Origin of the sequence: Aeromonas sp. DNP9 (genome assembly GCF_001728955.1) — a bacterium.
In the GTDB taxonomy this organism is placed as follows: Bacteria; Pseudomonadota; Gammaproteobacteria; order Enterobacterales; family Aeromonadaceae; genus Aeromonas; species Aeromonas veronii.
This window is the reverse complement of sequence record NZ_LYSQ01000026.1, coordinates 1-25811: the sequence shown is the minus strand read 5'-3', so window position 1 is coordinate 25811 and position 25811 is coordinate 1. Positions and strand designations below refer to the sequence as shown.

24 protein-coding genes and 4 pseudogenes are annotated in these 25811 nt (G+C 53.7%); 9 read left to right on the top strand and 19 right to left on the bottom strand.

What is annotated here, in order from left to right:
• Positions 1–96 precede the first annotated feature (96 nt).
• The 3 genes and pseudogenes from A9G06_RS17340 to A9G06_RS21630 all read left to right on the top strand — a co-directional run.
• Positions 97–654, top strand: coding sequence for a recombinase family protein (locus tag A9G06_RS17340; RefSeq protein ID WP_069529895.1), 558 nt, complete (start codon positions 97–99; stop codon positions 652–654).
• A 2-nt stretch (positions 655–656) separates the two neighbouring features.
• Positions 657–2564: pseudogene (locus A9G06_RS17335) on the top strand (Tn3 family transposase); the annotation flags it as partial.
• A pseudogene (locus A9G06_RS21630) lies at positions 2534–2763 on the top strand (transposase); the annotation flags it as partial. The pseudogenes A9G06_RS17335 and A9G06_RS21630, both read left to right, overlap by 31 nt.
• A gap of 84 nt (positions 2764–2847) precedes the next feature.
• Here A9G06_RS21630 and A9G06_RS17330 read toward each other — a convergent pair.
• The gene (locus A9G06_RS17330; protein ID WP_069556009.1) at positions 2848–3765 is read right to left on the bottom strand and encodes an IS5 family transposase; all 918 of its coding nucleotides are present in this window, start codon (positions 3763–3765) and stop codon (positions 2848–2850) included.
• Positions 3766–4632: 867 nt separating this feature from the next.
• Between A9G06_RS17330 and A9G06_RS17325 the strand changes: the two genes are divergently transcribed.
• The gene (locus A9G06_RS17325; RefSeq protein WP_069556008.1) at positions 4633–6123 is read left to right on the top strand and encodes a SulP family inorganic anion transporter; all 1491 of its coding nucleotides are present in this window, start codon (positions 4633–4635) and stop codon (positions 6121–6123) included.
• Between the two features lie 19 nt (positions 6124–6142).
• Positions 6143–6988 carry a universal stress protein gene (locus A9G06_RS17320; protein ID WP_069556007.1) on the top strand — a complete coding sequence of 282 codons (846 nt, stop codon included), beginning with the start codon at positions 6143–6145 and terminating at the stop codon, positions 6986–6988.
• A 38-nt stretch (positions 6989–7026) separates the two neighbouring features.
• On the opposite strand, the gene A9G06_RS17315 is transcribed toward A9G06_RS17320, so the two are convergent.
• From A9G06_RS17315 to A9G06_RS17305, 3 genes are all read right to left on the bottom strand, one after another.
• Entirely contained in the window at positions 7027–7257 is a 231-nt protein-coding gene (locus A9G06_RS17315) for a thioredoxin family protein (protein WP_069530066.1), read from the bottom strand.
• 13 nt (positions 7258–7270) lie between these two features.
• Complete coding sequence (locus A9G06_RS17310; RefSeq protein WP_069530065.1) at positions 7271–8272, bottom strand: permease; 1002 nt, start codon at positions 8270–8272, stop codon at positions 7271–7273.
• A gap of 122 nt (positions 8273–8394) precedes the next feature.
• Positions 8395–9831 (bottom strand): glutathione synthase, encoded by a 1437-nt coding sequence (locus A9G06_RS17305; RefSeq protein WP_069556006.1) that lies wholly within the window; start codon positions 9829–9831, stop codon positions 8395–8397.
• 244 nt (positions 9832–10075) lie between these two features.
• On the opposite strand from A9G06_RS17305, the gene A9G06_RS17300 reads away from it, so the two are divergent.
• A complete protein-coding gene (locus A9G06_RS17300; protein ID WP_069530063.1) occupies positions 10076–10354 on the top strand; it encodes a DUF4179 domain-containing protein in 279 nt (92 codons plus the stop codon).
• Between the two features lie 52 nt (positions 10355–10406).
• Here the strand turns inward: A9G06_RS17300 and A9G06_RS17295 are convergent, their stop codons facing one another.
• The 12 genes from A9G06_RS17295 to A9G06_RS17240 form a co-directional block, all read right to left on the bottom strand.
• Positions 10407–10955, bottom strand: coding sequence for a sigma-70 family RNA polymerase sigma factor (locus tag A9G06_RS17295; RefSeq protein ID WP_253182344.1), 549 nt, complete (start codon positions 10953–10955; stop codon positions 10407–10409).
• The gene (gene arsC / locus A9G06_RS17290) at positions 10952–11383 is read right to left on the bottom strand and encodes a glutaredoxin-dependent arsenate reductase (protein ID WP_069526793.1); all 432 of its coding nucleotides are present in this window, start codon (positions 11381–11383) and stop codon (positions 10952–10954) included. The genes A9G06_RS17295 and arsC overlap by 4 nt, the downstream gene beginning before the upstream one ends.
• Entirely contained in the window at positions 11380–12459 is a 1080-nt protein-coding gene (gene arsB / locus A9G06_RS17285) for an ACR3 family arsenite efflux transporter (protein ID WP_069526792.1), read from the bottom strand. The genes arsC and arsB overlap by 4 nt, the downstream gene beginning before the upstream one ends.
• Complete coding sequence (gene arsJ / locus A9G06_RS17280) at positions 12452–13699, bottom strand: organoarsenical effux MFS transporter ArsJ (RefSeq protein ID WP_069556005.1); 1248 nt, start codon at positions 13697–13699, stop codon at positions 12452–12454. Before arsJ ends, arsB begins: the two co-directional genes overlap by 8 nt.
• A 7-nt stretch (positions 13700–13706) precedes the next feature.
• Entirely contained in the window at positions 13707–14723 is a 1017-nt protein-coding gene (locus A9G06_RS17275; RefSeq protein ID WP_069556004.1) for an ArsJ-associated glyceraldehyde-3-phosphate dehydrogenase, read from the bottom strand.
• A 10-nt stretch (positions 14724–14733) separates the two neighbouring features.
• Positions 14734–15231, bottom strand: a complete 498-nt coding sequence (locus tag A9G06_RS17270; RefSeq protein ID WP_253182343.1) for a tyrosine-protein phosphatase — start codon at positions 15229–15231, stop codon at positions 14734–14736.
• 33 nt (positions 15232–15264) lie between these two features.
• Positions 15265–15765 (bottom strand): arsenate reductase ArsC, encoded by a 501-nt coding sequence (locus tag A9G06_RS17265; protein WP_069556002.1) that lies wholly within the window; start codon positions 15763–15765, stop codon positions 15265–15267.
• A gap of 1 nt (position 15766) precedes the next feature.
• A complete protein-coding gene (arsA, locus tag A9G06_RS17260) occupies positions 15767–17554 on the bottom strand; it encodes an arsenical pump-driving ATPase (protein WP_069556001.1) in 1788 nt (595 codons plus the stop codon).
• Between the two features lie 68 nt (positions 17555–17622).
• The gene (gene arsD, locus A9G06_RS17255; RefSeq protein ID WP_069556000.1) at positions 17623–18051 is read right to left on the bottom strand and encodes an arsenite efflux transporter metallochaperone ArsD; all 429 of its coding nucleotides are present in this window, start codon (positions 18049–18051) and stop codon (positions 17623–17625) included.
• A gap of 10 nt (positions 18052–18061) precedes the next feature.
• Positions 18062–18541, bottom strand: coding sequence for an arsenate reductase ArsC (locus tag A9G06_RS17250; protein ID WP_069555999.1), 480 nt, complete (start codon positions 18539–18541; stop codon positions 18062–18064).
• On the bottom strand, positions 18538–18921 hold the full coding sequence (locus A9G06_RS17245; protein WP_069555998.1) for a helix-turn-helix domain-containing protein: 384 nt from the start codon (positions 18919–18921) through the stop codon (positions 18538–18540). The genes A9G06_RS17250 and A9G06_RS17245 overlap by 4 nt, the downstream gene beginning before the upstream one ends.
• An 85-nt stretch (positions 18922–19006) precedes the next feature.
• Positions 19007–19303, bottom strand: a complete 297-nt coding sequence (locus A9G06_RS17240) for a helix-turn-helix transcriptional regulator (RefSeq protein WP_042657746.1) — start codon at positions 19301–19303, stop codon at positions 19007–19009.
• A gap of 106 nt (positions 19304–19409) precedes the next feature.
• On the opposite strand from A9G06_RS17240, the gene A9G06_RS17235 reads away from it, so the two are divergent.
• A complete protein-coding gene (locus A9G06_RS17235; protein ID WP_069555997.1) occupies positions 19410–20486 on the top strand; it encodes a permease in 1077 nt (358 codons plus the stop codon).
• Between the two features lie 46 nt (positions 20487–20532).
• On the opposite strand, the gene A9G06_RS17230 is transcribed toward A9G06_RS17235, so the two are convergent.
• Complete coding sequence (locus tag A9G06_RS17230; RefSeq protein ID WP_253182341.1) at positions 20533–21324, bottom strand: hypothetical protein; 792 nt, start codon at positions 21322–21324, stop codon at positions 20533–20535.
• Between the two features lie 76 nt (positions 21325–21400).
• On the opposite strand from A9G06_RS17230, the pseudogene A9G06_RS22065 reads away from it, so the two are divergent.
• Positions 21401–21586 (top strand): annotated as a pseudogene (locus A9G06_RS22065) (IS481 family transposase); the annotation flags it as partial.
• A 447-nt stretch (positions 21587–22033) separates the two neighbouring features.
• On the opposite strand, the gene A9G06_RS17225 reads toward A9G06_RS22065, so the two are convergent.
• The gene (locus A9G06_RS17225) at positions 22034–22726 is read right to left on the bottom strand and encodes a hypothetical protein (protein WP_069555996.1); all 693 of its coding nucleotides are present in this window, start codon (positions 22724–22726) and stop codon (positions 22034–22036) included.
• A 29-nt stretch (positions 22727–22755) separates the two neighbouring features.
• Positions 22756–24240, bottom strand: coding sequence for a relaxase/mobilization nuclease domain-containing protein (locus A9G06_RS21625; RefSeq protein WP_171903401.1), 1485 nt, complete (start codon positions 24238–24240; stop codon positions 22756–22758).
• A gap of 957 nt (positions 24241–25197) precedes the next feature.
• On the opposite strand from A9G06_RS21625, the pseudogene A9G06_RS22445 reads away from it, so the two are divergent.
• A pseudogene (locus A9G06_RS22445) lies at positions 25198–25323 on the top strand (IS30 family transposase); the annotation flags it as partial.
• Between the last annotated feature and the right edge of the window lie 488 nt (positions 25324–25811).

The window sequence follows — 25811 nt, the reverse complement described above, 5'->3', positions numbered from 1 at the left end:
TGCAATCGCGTCAGAATAGAGTCGAATATTAAATTTATTGACACAATCAGTCAAGAGTAATAGATTTCATCCTGACACATACCCCTTGGAGGCACTTTGTACGGTCAACGCATCGGCTACGTTCGCGTCAGCAGCTTCGACCAGAACCCGGAACGGCAATTGGAGGGTGTTCAAGTGGCGCGGGTGTTCATCGACAAAGCATCCGGCAAGGACACCCAGCGCCCCGAGCTGGAAAGTCTTCTCGCCTTCGTGCGCGAAAGCGACACCGTGGTGGTGCACAGCATGGATCGGCTGGCACGCAACCTGGACGACTTGCGCCGCATCGTGCAAGGTCTGACCAAACGCGGCGTGCGCATCGAATTCGTCAAGGAGAGCCTGGCCTTCACCGGCGAGGACTCGCCGATGGCGAATTTGATGCTGTCGGTGATGGGCGCGTTTGCTGAGTTCGAGCGGGCCTTGATCCGCGAGCGACAGCGTGAAGGGATAGCGCTCGCACGGCAGCGGGGGGCGTACCGGGGCCGCAAGAAGTCATTGAACGATGAGCAGATTGCCGAACTGAAGCGGCGTGTCGCGGCGGGTGAGCAAAAGGCCCGGATCGCCCGAGACTTCGGCATCAGCCGCGAAACCTTGTACCAGTACCTCCGCGAGTCCTGAGCATGCCGCGTCGTTCCATTCTGTCCGCCACCGAGCGCGAAAGCCTGCTTGCATTGCCCGATGCTAAAGACGATCTGATCCGGTACTACACGTTCAGCGGCACCGATCTGTCGGTGATCCGTCAGCGGCGTGGGCCTGCGAATCGGCTGGGCTTCGCCGTTCAGCTCTGCTACCTGCGGTTCCCCGGCGTCATCCTGGGCGCTGATGAGCCGCCGTTTCCGCCTTTGCTGCGCATCGTGGCATCGCAGATTAAAGTGCCGGTAGAAAGCTCTGGGACGACTACGGGTAATGGGAGCAGACCCGGCGCGAACACCTACTCGAACTGCAAACGGTGTTTGGCTTCCAGCCGTTCACCATCAGCCATTATCGGCAGGCCGTGCACACGCTTACCGAGCTGGCCATGCAAAAGACAAGGGCATCGTGCTGGCCAGCGCGTTGATCGAGCATCTACGGCGACAGTCGATCATCCTGCCCGCACTCAACGCCATCGAGCGAGCCAGTGCCGAGGTCATCACCCGCGCCAATCGGCGCATCCACGAAGCCCTGTCCGAGCCGTTTTCGAGCGGGCACCGCCATCGTCTGGATGAACTGTTGAAGCGCCGCGACAATGGCAAGACCACGTGGCTGGCCTGGCTGCGGCAATCACCGGCCAAGCCGAACTCCCGCCACATGCTCGAACGCCTCAAAGCGTGGCAGGCGCTCGACCTGCCTTCTGGCATCGAGCGCCTGGTACACCAGAACCGATTGCTGAAATTCGCCCATGAGGGCGACCAGATGACGCCCGCTGACCTAGCGAAGTTCGAGCCGCAACGACGCTACGCCACCCTCGTGGCGCTGGCCATTGAGGGCATGGCCACCGTCACCGATGAAATCATCGACCTGCACGACCTCATCTTGGGCAAGCGGTTTAACGCCGCCAAAAACAAGCGTCAGCAGCAGTTTCAGGCGTCCGGCAAGGCCATCAATGCCAAGGTGCGTTTGTACGGGGCATCGGCCAGGCGCTGATCGACGCCAAGCAACCGGGCCGCGACCTGTTCGCCGCTATCGAAGCTGTCATGTTCTGGGACGCCTTCGCCGAGAGCGTCACCGAGGCGCAGAAGCTCGCTCAGCCAGATGACTTCGACTTCCTGCACCGCATCGGCGAAAACTACGCCACCTTGCGCCGCTATGCGCCGGAATTCCTCGACGTGCTCAAGCTTCGGGCTGCGCCTGCTACCAAGGACGTGTTCGACGCCATTAAGGTGCTGCGCGGCATGAACACCGACAACGCCCGCGAGGTGCCTACCGACGCGCCGACCGGCTTCATCAAGAAGCGATGGGAAAAGCTGGTGATGACCGACGCCGGCATCGGCCGGAGCTACTACGAGCTGTGCGCGCTGTCGGAACTCAAGAACGCGTTGCGCTCGGGTGACATCTGGGGGCAGGGTTAACGCCAGTTCAAGGACTTCAAGGACTACCTGGTGCCGCCCGAGAAGTTTGCTAGCCACAAGCAGTTCAGCGCATTGCCGCTGGCCTTTGCCACCGACTGCGACCAGTCCCTGAGCGAGCGCTTGGTGCTGCTCGAAGCGCAACTCGCCATGGTCAACCGGATGGCGGCGGTCAACGACCTGCCGGATGCCATCATCACCGAGTCGGGTCTGAAAATCATGCCACTGAATGCGGCGGTGCCCGACACCGCGTAGGTGTTGATCGACCAGACGGCCATGATCCTGCCGCACGTCAAGATCACCGAACTGCTGCTTGAAGTCGATGAGTGGACGGGCTTCACTCACCACTTCACGCACCTGAAATCGGGCGATCTGGCCAAGGACAAAAATCTGCTGTTGACCACCATCTTGGCCGACGCGATCAACCTGGGCCTGACCAAGATGGCCGAGTCCTGCCCCGGCACGACCGATGTGAAGCTCGCCTAGCTATCACCGAGCGCGGACGGCCGGTGGCTGATGTTTCACGAGCCCTTGGGGTATCTAGACATTCAGTCTGTATACTTGGCTCAGGCAGTACGGTAAGCCTGCTGACCAGCAGCTCGAAGAGTCTGCCTTGCAAGTCGAGCTCCGCCGCCTGAAAGTCGAACTGTGCCAAGTTACCGAGGCGCGCAATATCCTAAAGGAGGCCGCTGTAGATTCAACTTGTCAACGGCGTTGTTGCCCAAATCAACGAGCAAGTCATGACTTCCCCAGCTCCTGGTTACCTCTACACTCGGGGCTTTCTGACAGGTAAACCAAGGGTATTCAGCTTGTTTATGGCGCTAACGTACGCCATGACTTCTCCCACTTGGCCGTTGTAGCTACGCATTCTGATTTTTCCCGCCAGCAACTGTTTGAACCGATACATCGCTGTCTCTGCCAGCGAGCGACGATGATACCCCGACATCTTCTTCCAGTGCGCCAGCCCTTCCTTGCGCATCACCAGCACGGCCTCATTTCTTGGATGCCCCTTTTCCCATAACCCCGCGCTCTTGCGAGGCGGGATACAGGCAGTCGCCCCTTTGCGCGAGATAAGCTGATGGCTGGCTTTGCTGTCATAGGCGCCATCCGCATAAACACGTCCCAGCTTACGCCGTAGTGGCTTGAGCAAGGTGGGCAACACCTCGGCATCATGGACATTTTCCAATGACACTTCTGTTGCCACGACATCGTGGGTTGCCGGGTCTACCGCCAGATGCGACTTGCGCCAGACTCGCCGCTTCTCGGCGTCGTGTTTTTTGACCTTCCACTCATTTTCACCAAACACCTTCAGGCCAGTCGAATCGATAACCAAGTCGGTAACGCGTTCCTTCGCGGGCTGTCGATAAACCACCGTCACCAAGCGTGCTCGCTTGCTGACACAGCTGTAGTCCGGTGCGCAAAGCGGTACGTTCATCAACTCGAACAGGGAGTCGAGTTGTCCTTGGGTGGCCCGCAGAGTGAGACTGAAAATCCCCTTGAGCATCACGAAGGTACAGATGGTCTGGTCGGTGTAGAGTTGGCTGCGGCCCCGCCGCCCATGATGGTCGTGGTGAAACCAGTTGCCCATGGCCTCAGCATCAACCCAGAAGGTGAGTGAACCACGGTTAATCAAAGACTTGTTGTATGTAGGCCAGTTGGTGATGGGGTGAAGCGACGTGCCCATGATGCAGACTTGAAGAGGATGGTGGTGATCAGATCACCAAGCCCTCAGTTAGTTCCCTTCAAACAGCATCAATTTGGGAAACAACGCCCTTGTCAACTACAGTTGTCGAGCTTGTGGGGCGGATTGAACATTGGGTTTGCCAATAACTAATCAGTCGGGGGCTAAGAGGATAAAACCAGCTCAATTGGTTAACATTCATCCAAATAGAATGATTTTCAAAATTTTTTCGCATCCCCCCACTTGAAAAATTCGGAAAACTGTCCATTTACTAATTATGAGAGCTTGAATTAAATTTCAGCGTTTGAACATTCCGCTGCTACGCAGCGAAGAGAGCCCAGTTTTACAACCTCTCACACGATTTTATTGAAAATAACAAATGAAAATCGCTTTTATAAACTAAGATTAATTGGATTGACATAATAAGTTAATGTTCTGTCACTTGGTAATGGATTGAAAGTTCATAAACTGATAGAAAATAGAAAATAGAAAATAGAAAATAGAAAATAGAAAATAGAAAATAGAAAATAGAAAATAGAAGTATTGCCTCGGTCAAATGTGGTTATATTCGGCCTCTAGGGCGGAAAATTAAAAAAGTGTTTTTTGCAAAAATAAGAGCTCTATCTATACAGGCTCCTCTCTGCTATCATCCGCAGCCCATGAACAAATCGCATACTGGCGTGACTGTAACGCCGCCCTAACCCCTCCCTCTGCGGCTCCTGCCGCCTGACTCTGGTTGTCACAACCGGAGAGCTCTTTTACACCCATTAGATCCCAATACAACAATCTGATCCTGCCCGAACTCCATCTGACCTCCAGGTCGATGGATGCGTTGTGCTATGGATCCTAAACAAGCGAGAAAATCCCCACATGCTAGAACGAGCAAGACACGAGTGGTTCTCCAATATCCGTGGTGACCTGCTAGCCGGAATCGTGGTCGCCCTGGCGCTGATCCCAGAAGCCATCGCCTTCTCCATCATCGCTGGAGTAGACCCCAAGATCGGCCTCTATGCCTCCTTCTGTATCGCCGTAGTTATCGCCTTTGTCGGAGGTCGCCCAGGCATGATCTCGGCAGCCACAGGCGCCATGGCGCTGTTGATGGTGACCCTGGTCAAAGAGCACGGCCTGCAATATCTGCTTGCAGCGACTCTGCTCACAGGGGGACTCCAGATCGCGGCGGGTTACCTTAAACTGGGCAGTCTGATGCGGTTTGTCTCTCGCTCGGTGGTGACCGGCTTCGTCAATGCGTTGGCGATCCTCATCTTTATGGCCCAGTTGCCTGAGCTCACCAACGTCACCTGGCAGGTCTACGCCATGACGGCGGCGGGCCTTGGCATCATCTATCTTTTCCCGCTTATTCCGGTTGTAGGCAAGTTAGTGCCTTCTCCGCTGCTCTGCATCGTGCTCCTGACGGCAGTGGCCATCACCATGGGTATCGATATCCGCACCGTGGGCGACATGGGCGAGCTGCCCGATACCCTGCCTATCTTCCTGTGGCCGGAAGTGCCGCTCAATCTGGAAACACTGGCCATCATCTTCCCATATTCCGCAGGTCTGGCCGTGGTCGGTCTGCTCGAATCCATGATGACGGCGGCCATTGTCGATGACCTGACCGATACCAGCAGCGACCGCAATCGCGAGTGCAAGGGCCAGGGGATCGCCAATATCGGCGCGGGCCTGATGGGTGGCATGGCGGGCTGCGCCATGATTGGTCAGTCCATCATCAACATCAAATCCGGTGGCCGTGGCCGCCTCTCCACCTTTGTTGCAGGCACCCTGCTCATCCTGATGGTGGTCTTCATGGATGAGTGGATCCGCCAAATCCCCATGGCGGCCCTGGTAGCCGTGATGATCATGGTTTCTATCGGGACGTTCTCCTGGGATTCACTTCGCAATCTAAAAAAGCACCCTCTCTCTACCAATATCGTGATGGTTGCAACGGTGGCGGTAGTGGTCGCTACCCATAACCTGGCACTTGGGGTATTTGTCGGGGTGCTGCTCGCCTCCTTGTTCTTTGCCAACAAGGTTGCCCGCTTCATGCTGGTCAAGAGCGACAGCGAACGCCATGGAGAAGTGCGCACCTATCTGGTTCGCGGACAGGTGTTCTTCGCCAGTGCCGAGCAGTTCTTTGCCGGATTTGATTTCAAGGAGGTGGTTGAGAAAGTGGTGATCGACCTCACCCACGCCCATTTCTGGGACATCACCGCCGTCACCGCACTGGACAAGGTGGTCATCAAGTTCCGCCGCGAGGGAACCGAGGTGGAGATCATCGGTCTCAACGAGGCCAGTGCCACCATAGTCGACCGCTTCGGGGTACACGACAAACCGGAAGAAGTTGAAAAGCTGCTGGCTGGCCACTGATCACAAGAAGGAACTTATCATGACAAACATTTTTGCCTGTATTGATGGCTCCCCAGCCATGACAGCCGTGTGTGATGCAGCGGCATGGGCCGCTACCAACACTGGGCTACCTATCACTCTGCTGCACGTACTGGAAAAGAACGAGTTTGAAGGGCAGGCCGATCTCTCCGGCAACATCGGACTTGGCAGTCGCGAGCATCTGCTCAAGGAGCTCGCCGAGTTGGATCACCAACGCAGCCGTCTCGCCCATGAACGGGGACGGGTGTTACTCAACAGCGGCAAGGTGTATCTAGCTGACTTGGGCATGACAGCGATCGAGACCCTGCAACGCCACGGCCAACTGGTAGAGACGACCCAGGAACTCTCATCCGATATGCGGATATTGATCATGGGTAAGCAGGGCACGGCCCATGCCCACGAACTGATTGGTAGCAATATCGAGAGCGCCATCCGTACCCTGGCTAATCCCATCATGGTTGTGCAGCCAGGCTTTCAGGCCCCAAGTCGCTTCCTGTTTGCCTATGACGCCAGCCCGACCGCCAAGAAGGTACTGGAGTTGATCGCAAGCAGTCCACTGCTCAAGGGGCTGGAGTGTGAGCTGGTTATGGTTGCCGAACCGAGTGACGAGTATGAACGCCAGCTGGCTCAAGCCAAACAGGTGTTGAAAAGTGCAGGTATCAGAGTTGAAGCAATGCTGCTGCAAGGAGAGGTGGTGCCAGTTGTTTGCCAGCATGCAGAAGAGGTAGGTTGCGACCTTATTGTGATGGGGGCTTACGGTCACTCACGGATCAGGCAGTTCATCGTGGGGAGCACCACCACAGGCATACTGAAAACGGCCAAAACCTCTCTGTTATTGCTGAGGTAATCAAGCAGCAGGGGCGGGTCATCCCGCCCCTGCGCGTATCAGAACCAGCGTTGCACTGCCTCTCTGGCCGGGATCCCACCTGCATGTACCACCTTGTCATCGATGACGACGGCTGGCGTAGACATCACCTTGTACTTCATGATCTCGGGCAAGGACTCGACTTTCTCAAGCTGGATCTCGACCCCCAGCTCATCCACCACCTGCTGGATCAGTTGAACGGTGTTCTTGCAGTTGGCGCAGCCCATGCCCAGCACTTTTACATGTTTCATCTCATACTCCTCATCAAGAAATTAACGGCGATACGAAGTTAAATACCCACCCAACCAGCGTGAAGGAGACCAGCAGCACCAGCAGCAAGGTGCCCAGTAACTGCCACTTCATCACTTGTTTGAGCAGAATAAATTCAGGAAAACTGGCCGCCACCGTGCTCATGCAAAACGCCAGTGTGGTGCCGATGGGTAGCCCGTTGACGATCAGGCTTTCCATCACCGGGATCACACCAGTCGCATTGGAGTAGAGGGGAATGCCGATCAGCACGGCAGCCGGAACTGACCACCATTGGCCTGCCCCCAGGTGAGCCGCAAGCCAGCCATCAGGGACAAAGCCATGGAGTGCGGCGCCGAGCCCGACCCCGACGATGACCCAGAGCCACACCCGTTTGAAGATGGTGAGGGTTTCCTCTTTGGCAAAGGCATGACGCTTGGCCAGCGAGAGGCGCGGGGCATCGGCATGCGGCTGGACGATATCACCTTGCTGATGCTGCCCTTGCTTGAGGGCCTCGGCGGCAAAATCGGCCAGCCAGCGCTCGGCCTTGATCTTGTCCAGAAAGGCCCCACCCAGCATGCCAACCGCCATGCCGACCACCACGTAAATCAGGGTGAACTTCCAGCCCAGCAGACTGACCAGCAACAGAACGGCCACTTCGTTGATAAGCGGTGAGGTGATGAGAAAGGCCATGGTGATCCCGAGCGGGATACCGGCTGAGGTAAAGCCGAGGAATACCGGGATACTCGAACAGGAGCAGAAGGGGGTGATGGCACCAAAGCCGGAGCCCAGGAGATAGCCCAACCCTCTATGCTTGCCCGCCAGATAGTCCCTCACCCGTTCGACATTCAGGGAGGCCCGCAGCATGGCCACGATATAGATCATGACCAGCAGTAGGGCAAAAATCTTGCTCACATCCTCCACGAAGAAATGCAGCGCATCCCCCAGCTTGGTTTGTGGGTTCAGGCCCAACTGCTCGTAGACCAGCCAACTGGCGAGGTCGGTGAAAATCTGCAACATAATGGCTCCATCAACATCGGTGTTATCCAGAAGACGTTGCATGTCAGCAAAGGATGCGCATATTTTCCGTCTTTTTTTGCTAGCGCAGTGATCTCATGGTTTGAGCCCAGCACTCTGCTCCATCAATCACTGAATACCAGCGAGTCAAGGACACCTTGCCCGCTATGAACACCGCCTTCTGTCGATTCGGCCGATTTGCTACGAATGAGATATCCCGCAAAGCTCTGCTCCGCGCAGGCAGGATGGCCATCGCTCTGAACAGTGAAGATCCCCAGCTCACTGATCAAATCCGTCACCCGATATAACTCTCCTCTACGCACTATCCAGGCTGGCATCGGTCTGGGAACGGGATGCAATCGGCTCATCAATGCCCAGGCCTGATATTGCCGAGGCTCCAGTGTCTCCAATTTTGCCAGGATGTCTGCCCCAAACAGACAATGCCCACCGCCTTCCCCTTGGTTTTTAAGTACCCAGCTATCGGAGGGGGCCGTTTTGATAAAGCATGCGCTATCAGGGGTAACAGGATGCATCTCACCCAGAACACCTCTCACGGTATCGGCGTCTTGCGGGGTCAAGCCAAATGCAGCGAATCCCTCTTCTCCCAAACACGACAGCAGCATTTGTACTCGCTTGCTGGTCGCCAATTGCTGGGCGACCGTGGCATTGACGGCGACTCTGTGTTGCTCAATCAATACACGGGTCGCCATCAGCGCCTGACAGCATCTCTGCTCGTTGAGATCGGCTGCCTCATAATCCGAATATTGGTATCCGGCCCGCAGGTAGACGGTATCGAGGGGGCCGACACCATCGAGGGTCAATCTGTTGTTGGAGCCCGTGCTCAGTCGATTATGCAGTTCACGAAAGGTTCTGCGCTGGGTCTCAATTCCTTTGCGCTGGAGTGCCAGCTCAAGCAGGTGTTGATCAAACACATTGTTTTCATGCTCCTGCACAATCATCAGAAACCTGGCAGGGCCAGTGACGCCAAACTCACGCTTAATCTTGAAGGTGGCCTCGGCAATGCCAGCTGATAATCCTTCAATGGCGTCATTGCCAACAAGCTCACCCATTGCCTCGGGTGACAACTGCGCATATTCAGCAGGCCATTGCCGTTGCAGATAGTGGTGCAGTTCATGTATTCGCTGACCAAATGGCACCATACCAGCGGCGATGCCATTGAACTCGACCAGTTTGTGGCCATCTCGCTTGTCGTCCATAAAGTCGCTGCGCATGATAAGCAGTGGCAGCCGGGGTGCCTTGGTGGCTGATGAGTGTATCTGTTGATGCATGCTGAGCAGGGCTGAGAAGAAGGGATCGCCTGCCGTGATGGGGTGAATGGCATCGTATAAAAAACCATGATCCTCAGAGACGGCATAGATCAGCTTGCTCAAGGCCTGAGCCGCACGTTTCAAATGCTGGTAGTCTCCCCGGCTAATCGGTGTAGGCGTCAGGGTAAACGGGGTATGCACGGCAGAATAGAGCGACGCTTTAAAGGCGACACCGTGGGTTAATGCCCACTCGACTGAATCATCCCTGATTTTCTGAATGCCAAGAGAACTCATCACTTACTCCTGAATATTGACTTACAAACCTCAAGTTTTGGTTACCCAAACCTCATATCGCACAGCGATTTTCATATCCTCATCAGACTATGCGCAGCGCATTACGAGGAGGACGTGCAAGCCGCGAAAAGGATGCTCTTTAATTTTCTGACCTACGCCAACCTGACCTGGGTACTGTCATATTCTCGTCATACTCCCCGGCGATGATTAATAAAAATTAATCAACCAACATGGATAAATGAGCATGAAGAAAATCGTCGCTTCCGCCGCCCTGCTGGGCTTTAGTCTGCTTGGCACCGCCGCCTTTGCGAGCGAATTCAACCTGCCCGGTTTTGTCACCGAAGTGGAAGATGGGCGGTTGTGGGTCTTTAAAGAAGGCTCGCCAGAGCTGGAAGAGTTCAAGCAACATGGCGAACCGGCAAAACAGTTCAGCAATATCGGGGCAGGCCCCAATGGCATGACGGTCAAGGCTGCAAGCCAGGAAACTCTGGATGAGTACCTGGCCGAAGCCAAGAAAAAATAAAGAAAAGGCCAAGGAGAACACCTTGGCCTTTTTGCTGAGCATCGTTCATGGCTTACTTCACCGCAGGGGTGAAACAGCAGACTCGTCCCAAGCTATCCAACCTGACCTGACAGTCCAGAGAGAGCTGCTGACGCAAGCGCTCCCTGGCTCGCAACAGACGCGACTTGGCGGCGGCAAGGGTCAAACCGTATCGGGCGGCATAGTCCGCCTGCTTCATGCCCTCCAAATCACAGTGCCTGAGAATATCCCGGTCAGACTGGGCAAGCTTCTCCAGCACTCTGGGCAAACAGCCCGCCAAGGAATCGACCGCATCGAGCTCACTGTGCTGCATGGCTAACTCGTCAGAGAGTGGCAGCAACGGGCGTTGCCTGCGGCTTTTATCAATCACCAGATGTCTGGCGACTTCAAACAGCCAGGCCCTGGCATTCTCGATGGCGCAGAACTTGCCCTGCTGGCGGATTGCCCGCAAGAAGGTCTCTTGCAACAGGTCATCGGCATCCATCGGGCTGCCCGATTGCTTGAGCAACCACCCATAGAGCTCATGTTCATGCTGCTGCCATGCCGTCATCAGGCAAGGTGGCGCACCGGTTGGTTGGGTCACTTGATGCGTTTTCCTTGTGCATCTACAACCTGCTCTCCATCCTCCTTGGTGAAGGCCCCTTGTTGAGGGCTCGGCAGGATATCCAGCACAACCTCTGACGGGCGACACAACTTGGTGCCAAGCGGCGTCACCACGATGGGACGGTTGATCAGGATGGGATGGGCCAGCATGGCGTCAATCAATTCGTCATCGCTAAACCTTTCCTCAGCCAGCCCTAACGCTTCAAAAGGCGGCACGTTTTTGCGCAGCAAATCGCGCACCGGCATGCCCATGGCGGCAATCAATGTAACCAGGGCCTCACGGTTCGGCGGTGTCTCCAGATAGTGGATAACGGTCGGCTCAACGCCTGAGTTACGGATAAGTTCCAGCGTATTGCGGGAAGTGCCACACGCTGGGTTGTGGTAAATGGTGATAGCAGTGTCACTCATGCTTGCGCCTCCGCTTTGCCATAGTTGCGCTTCATGCGCAGGGCCACATTGACCAGACCGATCAGCACGGGCACCTCAACCAGCGGGCCAATGACGCCTGCGAAGGCCTGATCCGAACTCAAGCCAAACACGGCGATGGAGACCGCGATGGCCAGCTCAAAGTTGTTGCCGGTGGCGGTAAAGGCGATGGAAGCGTTCTTGTCATAGGGAATACCCAGCTTCTTGCCCACCAGGAAGCTGGTGAAAAACATCAGCACGAAATAGACCACCAGAGGCACAGCAACCCGCAATACATCCATCGGCAGCTCAACGATCATCTCGCCCTTGAGACTGAACATCAGCACGATTGTGGCCAGCAAGGCGATCAGCGTGATGGGAGAAATAGCCGGAATAAAACGCTCGGTGTACCACTTCTCCCCTTTCGCCTTGACCAGATAGTGACGGCTCAGGAAACCTGCCAGGAAGGGAATGCCCAGATAGATCAGCACGCTTTCGGCGATATCCAGCATGGTGATATCCACTGCGAAGCCCTGCAACCCAAACAAAGGTGGCAGTACGGTAATAAACAACCAGGCCATGAAGCTGTAGGTGAGGATCTGAAAACCGCTGTTGAGCGCCACCAGGCCAGCACCATACTCCTTGTTACCACCACCGAGATCGTTCCACACCAGCACCATGGCGATGCAGCGTGCCAGACCGATCAGGATCAGGCCCACCATGTAGTCCGGGTAGTCATGCAAGAATGTCAGGGCTATCACGAACATCAGAATAGGGCCGACCAACCAGTTCATGACCAGTGAGAGGGTGATGGCCTGACGGTCGCGGGTCATGGCGCCCATGGTGGCGTAGTTCACCTTGGCGAGCGGCGGATACATCATCAGGATGAGACCGATGGCGAGCGGGATATTGGTGGTGCCAACCGACATCGCCTCATTCCACTGCGCCACCTGAGGGAACAGATAACCAATGCCTACCCCGATGGCCATGGCGACAAAGATCCAGAGGGTAAGATTGCGGTCGAGAAAACTCATTTTTTTGCTGACGGGCAGATCATCGCAGCAGGCTGTATTACTCATCACGAGACTCCATGGAGTTGAATGAAGTGGAAGGCTGATGGCGCGGCAAACCGATAGAGATAAGCGCTGCCAACAGAATAAAGAGAGTGGAGATCCAGAGGCAGGCCTCAAGACCGTAGAGCTGGAATACCAGCCCGGATAGCAGGGTGCCGAGCAGGCGGCCCAGGGCATTGGCCATGTAGTAGAAGCCCACATCCAGCGATACGCCATCGGCTCCTGCATAACTGACGATGAGGTAGCTGTGCAGGGAGGAGTTGATGGCAAACAGGGCGCCAAACACCATCAAGCCACCCACCAGGCTAATGGCCGGATGCAGATCGAAATGCAGCGCCAGAGCAATCAGGGCCGGGGTCAGTGCCAGCACTAGCGCCCAACGCATCGCAGCCTTGCCATCGGGTACACGTCCCTCTCGCTTGCCGGTAAAGCGGGGAGCCTGGGTCTGCACCACGCCATAGGCAATGATCCAGAGTGCCAGGAATCCCCCCACATACCAATGATCCCAGCCAAAGCTGGAGGCGAGGTAGACAGGCAGTGCCACCACAAACCAGACATCGCGGGCACCAAACAGGAACAGACGAGCCGCTGACAGGTAATTAATGGCACGGCTCTTGGAGAAGATCTCGCTGAACTTGGGCTTGTTCTTGGCTTTGCCGAGATCCCGTTTCAGGGTCAGCATGCTAATGCACCACACCAGCGCCAACGCCAGTGCCATGACCAGCACGGCCCCCTGAAACCCGAGCAGGGTCAACAGGGCGCCACCAAGGAAAAAGCCCATCCCTTTCAAGGCATTCTTCGAGCCGGTCAGGAGTGCTACCCACTTGTAGAGCTGACCCTGCGCCTCTCCCGGCACCAGCAACTTGATGGAGCTCTTGGCGCTCATCTTGTTGAGGTCTTTTGCTATCCCCGAGAGCGCCTGCGCTGCCATCACCCAGGGCACCGTCAGCCAGAGTGGCGGCACCAGCAGCATACCGAGCGCCAGCACCTGGAGGGCGAGGCCGATGTTCATAGTGCGGTTGAGCCCGAGGCGAGCACCGAGCCAGCCCCCCACCAGATTGGTCACCACCCCGAAGATCTCGTAGAAGAGAAACAGGGAGGCGATGGCCAGCGGGCTGTAACCGAGCCCATGGAAGTAGAGCACCACCAACATGCGCAGAGCGCCATCGGTCAGGGTAAAAGCCCAGTAGTTGCCGGTCACCAGCAGATACTGGCGGATCTCGGGGGAGAGTCGGGTCAGTGACATGGTCAGGTTATCCTTGCGCCTTGTCCATTTGACCGACCATGCGCATCAGCTCGGCGGTGCGGTTGGCATAGCCCCACTCGTTGTCATACCAGGCGTAAATCTTCACCTGGGTGTCGTTGACCACCATGGTGGAGAGCGCATCTATGGTGCAGGAGCGCGGATCCGTCTTGTAATCCACCGACACCAGCGGGCGCTCTTCATAGCCCATGATCCCCTTGAGCTCACTCATGGCAGCGGCCTTGAGCAAGCCATTGACCTCGGCTTCGGTGGTGGGACGGTTCACCTCGAACACGCAGTCGGTGAGGGAGGCGTTGGCCAGCGGCACCCGCACCGCATGACCGTTCAGCTTGCCCTTGAGCTCCGGGAAGATGTGGGTGATGGCGGTGGCAGACCCCGTGGTAGTGGGGATCAAGCTCAGGCCGCAAGCGCGGGCACGGCGCAGATCCGCATGGGGGGCATCCAGAATGGTCTGGGTGTTGGTGATGTCATGAATGGTGGTCATGGAACCGTGCTTGATGCCCAGTTGTTCGTGGATCACCTTCACCACTGGCGCCAGACAGTTGGTGGTACAGGAGGCAGCCGTTACGATAGGGTGCTGCGCCTTGTCATAGAGATGGTGGTTGACCCCCATGACGACGTTCAGAACCCCCTCCTCCTTGACTGGCGCGGTGACCACAACACGCTTCACCCCTTGCTCCAGATAGGCACCCAGCAGGGCCTTGGTTTTCATCTTGCCAGAGGCCTCGATCACCACATCACAACCAGACCAGTCTGTCTGACCGATCTCTTTGTTGCGAGTGCAGAGGATGCGATGGTTACCGATCACCATCTCGTCTCCCTCGGCACTGGCTTCATGATGCCAGCGGCCATGGACAGAATCGAAGGTGATGAGGTGTGCCAGTGAAGCGGCATCGCCAGCCGGGTCATTGATGCGTACAAACTCCACATCCGCCCAGTCAAAGGCGGCGCGAAATGAGAGACGGCCCATGCGGCCAAACCCGTTGATACCAACTTTAATCGTCATGCTGTTTTCCTTAACCGGCGAATGAGTAGTGGTTGTTGAGGTAGTGAACGTGGGACACCAGGGTCAGTGCCTTGGGGCGCAGCCCTTGTACCAGCGACTTGACCTGTGTCGGGGCGTAGCCTGCCTCCAGCAGCAGGATGGCTGCCATCAGTCCGGTACGACCCGAGCCGCCACGGCAATGAATTGCCAGGGTCTGACCTGCCGCCAGACGCGCCAGCAGATCCGCCTTGTGGTTGGCAAAGGCTTCGGCAAACGGTGTTTCGGGGGCGCAATCGTCCTCTACCGGTAGCTGGAACCAGGCCAAATCTAACGCCTCGCACTCGGCGGGCAAGCTATCTGCCTTGAATTCGCTAAGCTCGGCATCGGGCATCATGGTGACCACAGCCTCTGCCCCTGCTTCTTTCAGGGTCTTGAGGGACGCTTGCAAGGAAGCCTCCTTGGTGCCGGGACAGGGGGTGAAGATAAGGCGGGCGCCATTATCCAGATTCAGGATGTCAAACGGGTGCATGATAAACAGCGACTCCATGTCTCATTGAGAACGTCAGGTGGGTGAAGATAGATTGATGGTACGCATCGCTTGTTGCAGTGAGATGCGATCCAGTTTGTTCAGTGGCAGGCTGAGGAAGATCCGCAGCCGGTTACCAATTTCGTGATAAACCTTGTTAAACGCCGCCCATTGCGCCGCATCGCTCTCTGTCACTGCGGCTGGGTCGCTAAAGCCCCAGTGGCCGGTGATGGGCTGACCCGGCCATGCCGGGCACTGCTCGCCTGCTGCCTGGTCACAGACCGTCAGGATAAAATCCATCTTGGGGGCATCAGGATGAGCAAACTCTTGCCAGCTTTTGCTGCGCAGATTGCTGGTATCCAGATTGTGTTGCGCCAGCAACTCCAGGGTCAGCGGGTGTATCTCCCCTTTCGGGGAGACGCCTGCACTAAAGGCCTTGAAGTTGCCCTGACCGAGCCGGTTGAGCAGCGCCTCAGCCATGATGCTGCGGGCCGAATTGCCGGTGCACAGAAAAAGCACATTGAACGGACGTTGCATCTCACATCTCCTTGTGGACGGGGTGACATAAATCTTGCAGCGCTTTCACGCCCACCGGTTCGACCGCTTGCAAGGGCACCACGGCATAACGCTTCGCATGCTCCTGCTTGACCGCGTCGATATGGGGCTGCTGACGATACGCTCGCTGGGCCAGCAGTGGTGAGGTGACGCTGGCTGGGACCAGCATGTGATTGACCACCCAGGCCCATGGCTCGATACCGGCGCGGCGCAGGTCGGCTTGCAAGTTGGCCGCCTCCTGTACCGGAGTAGGTTCGGGCAGGGTGACGATCATCACCTTGGTCTGTTTCGGGTCTTGCAACTGCATCATGGGGGTGGTGAAGTGCATCCCCTTGCCCCCCATCTGACGGGCAATCTCCCGGTGATAGGCACCGGTCGCATCGAGCAGCAGCAGGGTATGGCCGGTGGGGGCGGTATCCATCACCACGAAGCGCTTGCCCGCCTCACGAATGATCCGCGAGAAGGCCTGAAACACGGCAATCTCTTCGGTGCAGGGGGAGCGCAAATCTTCTTCCAACAGGGCGCGGCCCTGGGCATCCAGACTCGCCCCCTTGGTGGCCAGCACCTGAGCGCGATAACGCTCGGTCTCGGCGTGGGGATCGATGCGGCTGACCTCCAGGCTGGGCAAGGCTCCAGCCAGGGTCTCTCCCAGATGGGCTGCGGGATCTGAGGTGGTCAGATGAACCGGCAGCCCCCGGCTGGCGAGCTCAACGGCCACTGCTGCTGCCAGGGTCGTTTTACCCACACCGCCCTTGCCCATCAGCATGATGAGCCCGTGGCCATCGCTGGCCAACTCATCGACAAGTTGCTTCAAGCCAGGATGTGGTTCAGTGGTTGCGCTCTCAACCTCATCAGTCCCAGTGACCGGCTCTGCACCCAGTAACTGGCGCAGGCTCTCCACGCCAACAAGATTGGTCGCCAACAGCGGCACTCTGTCTTGTGGCAAACTTGCCAGCAGCGTTGGCATATCAGCCATCGCCTGCTGCTCACGTTGCCATACGGCTGTCGCCAGGGGGTCATCCGTCAGCTCGCTTTGCGGGAAGATGCCATTGATGACCAGTTGCTGATTGGCAAGGCCGATGGCGGCCAGTTCGTCATGGGTACGCGCCACTTCCCGCAGGGTCGAGGCTTGCGCCCGGGCTACCAGGATCAGCCGGGTTTTCCCCGCATCGGAAAGGGCTGCAACAGCCTCTGCGTATTGGCTACGCTGTTTTTCCAGTCCCGCCAATGGCCCCAGACAGGAAGCATCGCCCTTGCCTTGCTCCAGAAACTCGCTCCATGCCCCCGGCAGTTGCAACAGACGTATAGTGTGACCTGTGGGCGCCGTGTCGAACACGATGTGGTCGTATTCGCCCACCAGGCTGCTGTCGGTCAAGAGCGCGGTGAATTCGTCAAAGGCGGCGATCTCTGTGGTGCAGGCACCGGAGAGCTGCTCTTCAATGCTGCGCACCACGCTCTCTGGCAACTTACCGCGCACCGGGCCAACGATACGTTCGCGATAGGCTTGTGCGGCGGCTTGCGGGTCAATCTCCAGTGCTGATAACCCACTGACTGCCGCGATGGCGGTAATGCTGTTACCTATCTGGGTGTCGAACACCTGGCCTACGTTTGACGCCGGATCCGTGCTGACCAGCAGTACCCGCTTGCCACTGTCACACAAGGCAACCGCACTGGCACAGGCCAGCGAGGTTTTACCCACCCCACCTTTACCGGTGAAAAAGAGAAAGGGGGGGGCATCATTGAGAAACGAGTAGTTCAGAAACGGGGACATGAGAGACTCCTATCAGGAAGAACGAGGCAATTGACCGAACAGAGAACTTGCCAGCCAGGCGATGACGCTTAGCAGCAACCACTGCTGCCGGAGCAGCATCCACTCTTGACGATCCCTTTGATGGCACCGGCTTTATTGGGCTCGGCGTCTGGCTGTTCACCTTCTTCGCCATCGACGTCAGCCGCTTTCGGTGACTCAAGTCCGGCATAACGGATCAGTTCAGCGCGGCTGGGATAGCGACCGGTGAGCACCACCTGGCCATCAACCAGGGTCACCGGCAATCCTTCTTCCCCGGACAGTTCCAGGAAGGAAGCCACTGCCGGGGTCTCGGCGAATACCAGAGGTTGCTGAGCCAGATTGAACCGAAACAGTGAAGCCCCTTGTTGCTTGATCCATTCGGCGTCACCGGCAAAGGTCACCAGTGCCTGGTCAACCTCTGCGCCACATACGCCGCTGGAACAGCACAGGGCTGGGTCAAATACTTGTATCAATCTCATGATCTCTTCCTCACTTAATCTCGGTGGCAATCGCATCCAGAGCGGCTTTTAGCCCCTCGCGATCATTGGAAAAACGGGATACATCCTGCGACAAGAGGGCTTCGATACGCTTTCTCAGCGTCGAGTATGCAGAGTGAAAGGCGAGCGCTATCTGCTCCTCGGTGCCGGTCACATGGGCAGGATCATCTACGCCCCAGTGGGCTCGTAATGCAGGCCCCAAATAGACAGGACAGGTTTCATTGGCCGCGTTACCACACACGCTGATCACAACATCGGGCGTCACCGGCAACTCATGCCAGGATTTGCTGTGCAATCCGCTGATGTCGATACCCTCGCGGGTCAATAACGCCAGTGAACGGGGATGCACCTCACCGGTTGGTTGACTACCGGCACTCATGGCATGCCAACCGGCTGGCGCCAGCTGGTTAAAGGTCGCCTCTGCCAAAATGGAACGGCACGAGTTGCCTGTGCATAGAAACAGGATATTCATGATGAGCAACCTTCCTTGTTAGTGCAGGTATGAACAGGCGGGAGCACCTCAGAAGCACAATTGGCCGCGCTGCGCATATCCGAGCACTGATCTGGATTGCCATAGCAGCACTCTTCGGTGAGATAACCGATCAAGTCGAGCATCAGGGGAATGTTGGCGCGGTAACGCGAAAAACGGCCCTCTTGTTCCACCGAGACAAGACCAGCATGCAGCATGGCTTTCAGATGGAATGAAAGAGAGTTCGGGGCGATATCCAGTTCACTGGCAAGCTGGCCAGCGACCATACCCTCCAGTCCCGCCTTGACCAGCAGACGCCATACATCGAGGCGGATACCGGATGCGAGAGACTCGAAGACTTTTGTGGCTGTATCTTTGTTCATTTGAACCTCTTCACTCACTTCATGAATACAACTATACAAGAATGATTGAAATGATCAACCCACCTAAACCTTGCTATTGATTTATTTAGGTACAGTTACTGTTTACACAGCACTCTTCACGGAAAAACGCGATGATCTCTTCCAGCACCTCGTATTGAGAGACGCACAGCAGGGTGCGGCTCTCCCGGTTCTGTTTGACCAGACCAACCGAGACCAGCGCGGCAATATGATGGCTCAGCGTCGATGCGGGAATGGCGAGCTGCTTTTGCAACTCTCCAACAGGCAAACCTTGCTCACCCGCTTTGACCAAATGCTTGAAAATGAATAAACGAGTCGGATGACCCAGCTCTTTCAATGCCTTGGCAACCTCTTCCAACTCCATAGCTCACTCTCCTTGATGGAACATATTTCGATAATACCAGAAATATCTTGACCACCCCAATGATTCGACTATTTTAGAAATATAGTAAATCAAAGAGGATATGAAAATGAATGACTGGTTAACCATGCTGACAAATGCATCTCAGATGTTTTTGTTCCTGGCCTTCGAGCTCTCTGTGCTGTTTCTGGTGATCAGTGCAGGGGTCAGCTTGATCCGCCAGAAGATCCCCGATGCCAAAATCCAGGCCATGCTGGGGGCTCGCAAAGGCAGAGGCTATTTGATTGCTGCGGTATTGGGGGCATTGACGCCCTTTTGTAGTTGCTCAACCATTCCGATGCTGCGCGGACTCTTGTCTGCCAAAGCCGGTTTTGGGCCAACCCTGACCTTCCTGTTTGTCTCGCCGTTGCTCAACCCGATCATCGTCGGCCTGATGTGGGCCACCTTTGGCTGGAAAGTGACGGTACTGTATGCCGTGATTGCAGCAGGCGTGTCTGTACTGGCGAGTATGCTGCTGGACATGCTGGGGTTTGAGCGTCATGTGATTGACCCCAAAGAGGGCAAGCAAAGTAGCTGTAGCACCGGTTGTGGCACCACGACAAGTGAACCTGCCAGTGTGAGTGCAACCACCTGCTGCGCAAGCAATGCTATCAAGTCCGTCAAACCGCTAAAGGCTCAGGCATCCTGCTGTACTGCGCAGCCTGATGAGACCGCACCCACTATCTCTTGTTGCGGAGATGGCACTGCGGCACTGACCCAGGCCCCTGTCATTCCCGCGGCCTTCGCTAAGGCACGCATCGATGCCTGGCAACAATTCAAAGAAGTGCTCCCTTACTTGTTGCTGGGGGTGCTGATAGGGTCATTTATCTACGGTTTCATCCCCGCCGAATGGATAGCGGCCCACGCCGGGGCAGATAATCCGCTGGCGATCCCGTTCAGCGCAGTTGTGGGTATTCCGCTCTATATCCGAGCAGAAGCCGTTATCCCGCTTGCATCGGTATTGTTGGGCAAAGGGATGGGCATGGGGGCCGTGATGGCACTGATTATCGGTAGTGCAGGAGCCAGCCTGACCGAGGTGATCCTGCTCAAGTCGATGTTTAGAACACCCATGATTGTGGCCTTCCTGACCGTCATACTGGGGATGGCCGTCATGATGGGCTACCTGACCCAACTGCTGTTTGCATAAATGACAAAGGGCCTTCTGAAACAGAAGGCCCTTTTACACGGAGCAATTACTTGGCTGTAGAGGAACGAGTGTTGATAAACAACCCCATCAGCTGGAACAGCAAGGCCGCCATTGAAATGCCCAAGACCAGAATTCCGATCTCGGCCAGATTCGGCACATAGTGCTGCACCGCACCAAACCAGGTCGCTTTTGGCCCAAGAGATGCCAGCTGTCCACTAGTCACAAAGGCAACCTCAGCCAGGAAGCAGCAAAGCAAGCTGACCAGCATCGCGACTTTCATGTTCATGAATGACAGCGCCAAGGTGATAAGAAACCCGAGCGGCAGCCAACCTTGTACCCACATACCGTTACCCACCCCGCTGTTTCTGATGCTGTAAACCCATAGCACGGAGAGCAGGATAATCTGGGCTATCACTGCCAGTCGCCAAATCCCCCATAAGCGTGGATTGAAGGCTTGGGTCACTTGCAGCAAGCCGATGATGGAGACACCGCTGACCATGGCACAAATAAGGGTAAACAGCGCTGATTGTGCCCCTGAAAATGCAGCTCTGGCCACAACAGTGCCAAAGACCGACCCCAATGTCAGGGAGGCCAGACAGGCAATGACCAGGGTACTCCAGGCCAGCACACGGCCTGGTGCAAGGTGTATCCCTTTCAATTCGGCCAGGAACTTGAACAACAACAGCACCAGTTCAATGGAGTAGAGCGTTCCCATCCACCAGATCGGTGACATCACGTTCGGTGACAAGACCAACCAGATGATGCTGAAGGGTGACCCCATCTCCGTCGCCAAGGCGGTGAACGCCCCCAGCAACGGGTGTATGGAGATGGTATTCACCTGACAGTTGCCCACAAAAGGGAGTGGTCATACGGCTTCAAACCGGTACCCCTACCGTGTCATCTGGAGTCACCGTATGACCACCAACGAGAAAGTAGCATGTCGCAAACTCAGCCTGCTAGAGCTCTCCAAAGAGCTCAATAACGTCAGCAAAGCCTGCAAGTTCCTCAGCTATAGCTGACAGCAGTTCTACGAAATCAGCTGCAACTATCAGACCTATGCAACCAAGGGCTGTCTCGACAGGTCGCTTGGTTGCAAAGGGGTAGCGATTAGTCCCTCCCAGGAGAGCTCATTGGGCCTTAGAGGATGGGCAGTGGCAGGCAGACCAACACAGGGAGGGACATGCAAGCAGAACCCCCTACAGCACGTTGCATATGCTCTGGAATTGATACCAAAGGAAGGGCGCACGAAAGTCTCGTAAACAAGACACCGGTTTGAGGTCGGTGTCAGGTAATAACTAGATCTGTACAGTCAGAGGGGCGCGATCAGTGCCCCTCTGATGAATGAGGGTAGCTAACAATCGCCGTCTGTCAGCTGAATAGTGGGCAAGTTTTGACGACATGTCCACCGTGTAGAATTTTTTAAATTGCCGTTAGTCAACGGCAGGATGCCAGTATAATAAAATACTTTTATTTTAATATTCCTGCGTACATACAATCCGTTGTTCATCATTTTTTTAGTTATTAGACCGAACTGTGTTCGGTATTTACTATCCAAACTTACCGTTAGTTTTATTTTTTAACAATGATACAGTTTTTGCTCTGTACCTAGGAGGTAGTTTTTTTTCTAGGTCGGATTGTTTAAATCCAATAACCTCAGTTATCAGGTAGGTAATGGGTTTCAATCCCTGGAAAATATTCTTAGCTTCCTCAATGTTTAATTTTGTTTTTTTGTGAGATCTGATAATTTCATCACACAACGGACTTAGCATGTCGACCAGTGTCCCATCCTTACGTATAAGGTGGAAATTTAATGCGTTACCTTTGTCTGATGTCGAGGGGAGATGGTTTATTTTTATCGGATCAGCGATAACGCCTATGAACTCACCTATACGTCTATTTTTAATAAACCCAAATTCATCGCGATATTTTTCATCATCGGAAACTGATCTTTTTATAACGGGGTAACCACCCCAAAACCCTCTGGCATGATTCGCGAGATAGGAATTTTTAACGTCATTTTGTTGCTGTTTAGCCCATTCGGTAAATTTTATCACTTCATCCTGTGTTAGACTTGAAATGAGTGAGTAATCAGAATCTATATCAACAGTGCCAAGGTGCTCATGTTTGGATTTATATATTGACCTAATGGTTCCGTCCTTGAGTTCTAAATTTTCTTGAATACTGATTGTTGTACTGAATGTGATTGTTTTTAAATTTGAATTCAATCTTGCTATTGCCATATAACTAACCTCATAATTTATTGTTTTAATTATTTTATCTTTAATAACTCAATGCCATTTGGGATGGTTCTTCCAGTCCAATCATCAATCCATTTGTTAGCGTTGTGAATTGACGTGACTAACTCCTCCTGATTGGATGATGTAATCACAACGATGTTTGGCGCCTGTGCCTCTGCATCCATAACGTACCCATCGGGTAGGTTTGGTTCCAATCCGTGATTAACTGACTCAAAACCATTCTTGAATATACGTTTTAATGCAGCCGTTATCGCGGCTAAGAACTCCTCAATCACTGAATCGGAAGGTTTTTCTTGCCATTCACATGAAAAATTCAGTTGTAGCAGGTTATGAGCGTTAAATCGTTTATCCCTGTATATGTATGACTTAACCCTACCTATAACTTTCTTATATTGCTTTTGAGTACAGCGAACCAATGCTATGAAATTATCTGTATATGTGTCACATTTAGATGTTGGTGATTTTTGGTTATGTTTTCTTTCATTTAAACTAACCTTTGATGCTATAGGGATGGTTTGTTTTAAATGTAAGTTTGGCTCTGGTGAAATTTTATTGTATTTTTGAAGTTCAGTTTTTATTTTTTGTTCCTCTAAATTGTGAGTACGTAACTCTAAAATTTTATCATCTCTAGTTGGTGAGTATGTAATACCCTGTTCTAGTAGCCTTCCCCAGGTCGCACGGCGGCGTTTAACATGCGTTCCTGAAATCCATATCATTCCATCAACACTGTACATAATGCCTGTTGGGACACCGTTTTTTCTACGCACGGCAACCATCACATTATAGCCCCGCAACTTTTTTACGAGTCCAGAGATGGTGCTCGGTCTACATTCAAACACTCTATCTAAAACAGATCTTATAAGATTTTTTGGATCTTGCTGAGCTGACAACGTTCCTCTACCAATGCCGGTTTTCATATCTGTGATAGAATATTCAGTTCCCCAGTTTTCATCAGGATTTTTTTGTTTAACGAGGCCAAGAATTTTTTCTATATCGCGCACCGCCTGTATGCAACGGTCATAATCGTTGTAGGTATTGACTAGAGTGCGATCTAGTTTTACGCGACATGCAACGATATGGATATGTTGGCAATGAGCGTCATTGTGTATTACAGAGGTCCATTTCGTGTCATTTCCATATCCCATCCGATCCATGAAAATTCGAGCTGACACGAACCAGTGATATGGGCTGAGGTTATCACCAGCAGGTAACGAAATTGAATAATGCGCACATTTCATTTCTCCAGAACCCAAATACAAATTCGCCTGCTGCTCTAGTTCTGTGAGCAGCCCACTGACATTATAATTTTTACCGCTTTCAGTGAGCGCCAACTCTGGGTAGCTGAATACATTTCCGCCAAGATAATTTATCTGTGTTGTGGCCTTTTTTTTATGGTCTTTCTTTTTGTTGTTAGGATTTTTGAATGGAGAATTCCTGAATATATAATCTAGTCTCCCAGAAAAACCTGGCGTCAGATCAAAAACCTCACCGATCATGTTTGCCCTCCGCATGTGCTACGCCTGAAATATTTATCAGTAATTTATAGACGGATTGGATTTTCTGGAGGATCAAAACATTTTTGGAGTGATTATTTTTGACTTCATCAGAATGTAAATGGAGTCTACACTCCAAAATGAATTCGTTGATATCTGCCGCCAGCCTATTTAGCTGAGCTAACCAATGGATCAATTCTACATGACGGATAGCTGGTTCCGAGTCTATGTGTTTCTCGTTGAGTGCAATTGCGCGAACGAGTTCGCTAATTTTAGCTACCCCGGATGCATGGCATCGTGCCTGTAATTTCTGATATTCGTCCGCTGTAAACGAAACTCGAACTCGCAGGGTGCGTTTGTCCGAGTCTATTTTGGGGGGTCTACCCCATTTTTGCCTTTTTATCATAAACACCTTCTTATAGTTGTTATTAGTGTTTTTGTGCCTATCTGTGTTCAATAAGACCAGATAAGTGGCCACCTAAATATAGCTGGTAAGGAAAATTATCAAGAACATAATAATTTAAATGTAATTTGTCATAAATATTGATGTTAAGCTACAAGGGAAAGTCTAAATCAATAATCTTGTTTTAATTATTGCAAATTATAAAAATGATATCAACCCATTCCAATGAAATGATTATTGATTTTTAAAAAATTATTTTTGAGTAAATTTCTAGGTTCGTAATTTTAGTTTTGATGATAGCTATGTCAGTGGCGTGATCACTCATTTTTTGAACGTAATAAATGGTCATATTTAAATTGATTTTACCGGTACGGATGGCGAAAAAAGTTACAGAGAAAATTTGATCTGATAGTGGGTATTTCTACCACCCTCAGGCATTTTTTCAAGGCAGCCCGGGAATTCAGATAATAAGTGCGACACTCATGGTTAAGCGGTGAGAGGTAGTCAACTGCTGACGGTGGTACGCTTCAGCTCGCCAAAGTAGAAGCAGTATCACCATGAGTTATCAGCAGGTGACTGAAGGGCAACGATACCAGATATCGGCAAAGGATATCCGTTGCCGCTATGGCTCACTCCATTGGTATTATCGTTCCACTGTCTATCGGGAACTGCGGCGTAACGCCTGCTAGGATAGCTATCAGCCTGGCTGCTGGCCGATCTTCGGCTCGGTGCTTTCTGGCAGATGGATTATCGGTAGCGTGAAATGGAACTCGGCCTGTCCAGCGATGGCGATTGTCAGCTGACAACGGAGTGATCAGTACATCAGTGCCCGCAGTCATCTGCATTATAAGTATCGTGAAATGGAAACCAAGCTGCTGGCTGGCAGCGATTGTCAGCTGACAACGGAGTGATCAGTACATCAACGCCCGCAAGCATTTGCATCATAAGTATCGTGAAATGCTTACATTACATCAATCTCGGTATCAGCGATTTTTGAATCGCCCCTAGGCACAGGGTTGTTGTTTTCAACGGTTTTGTTGTAGTCACAACGAGAGGATTGAGATACCTGCCGGCTTCCTAATCGGCCGTCTGGCCGATGCGTTTGTAAGTTGTGACACCGACGATTTCCTAAACAAGATCTCCTTTCCCTACAGGCCTCATGAGAGGACGG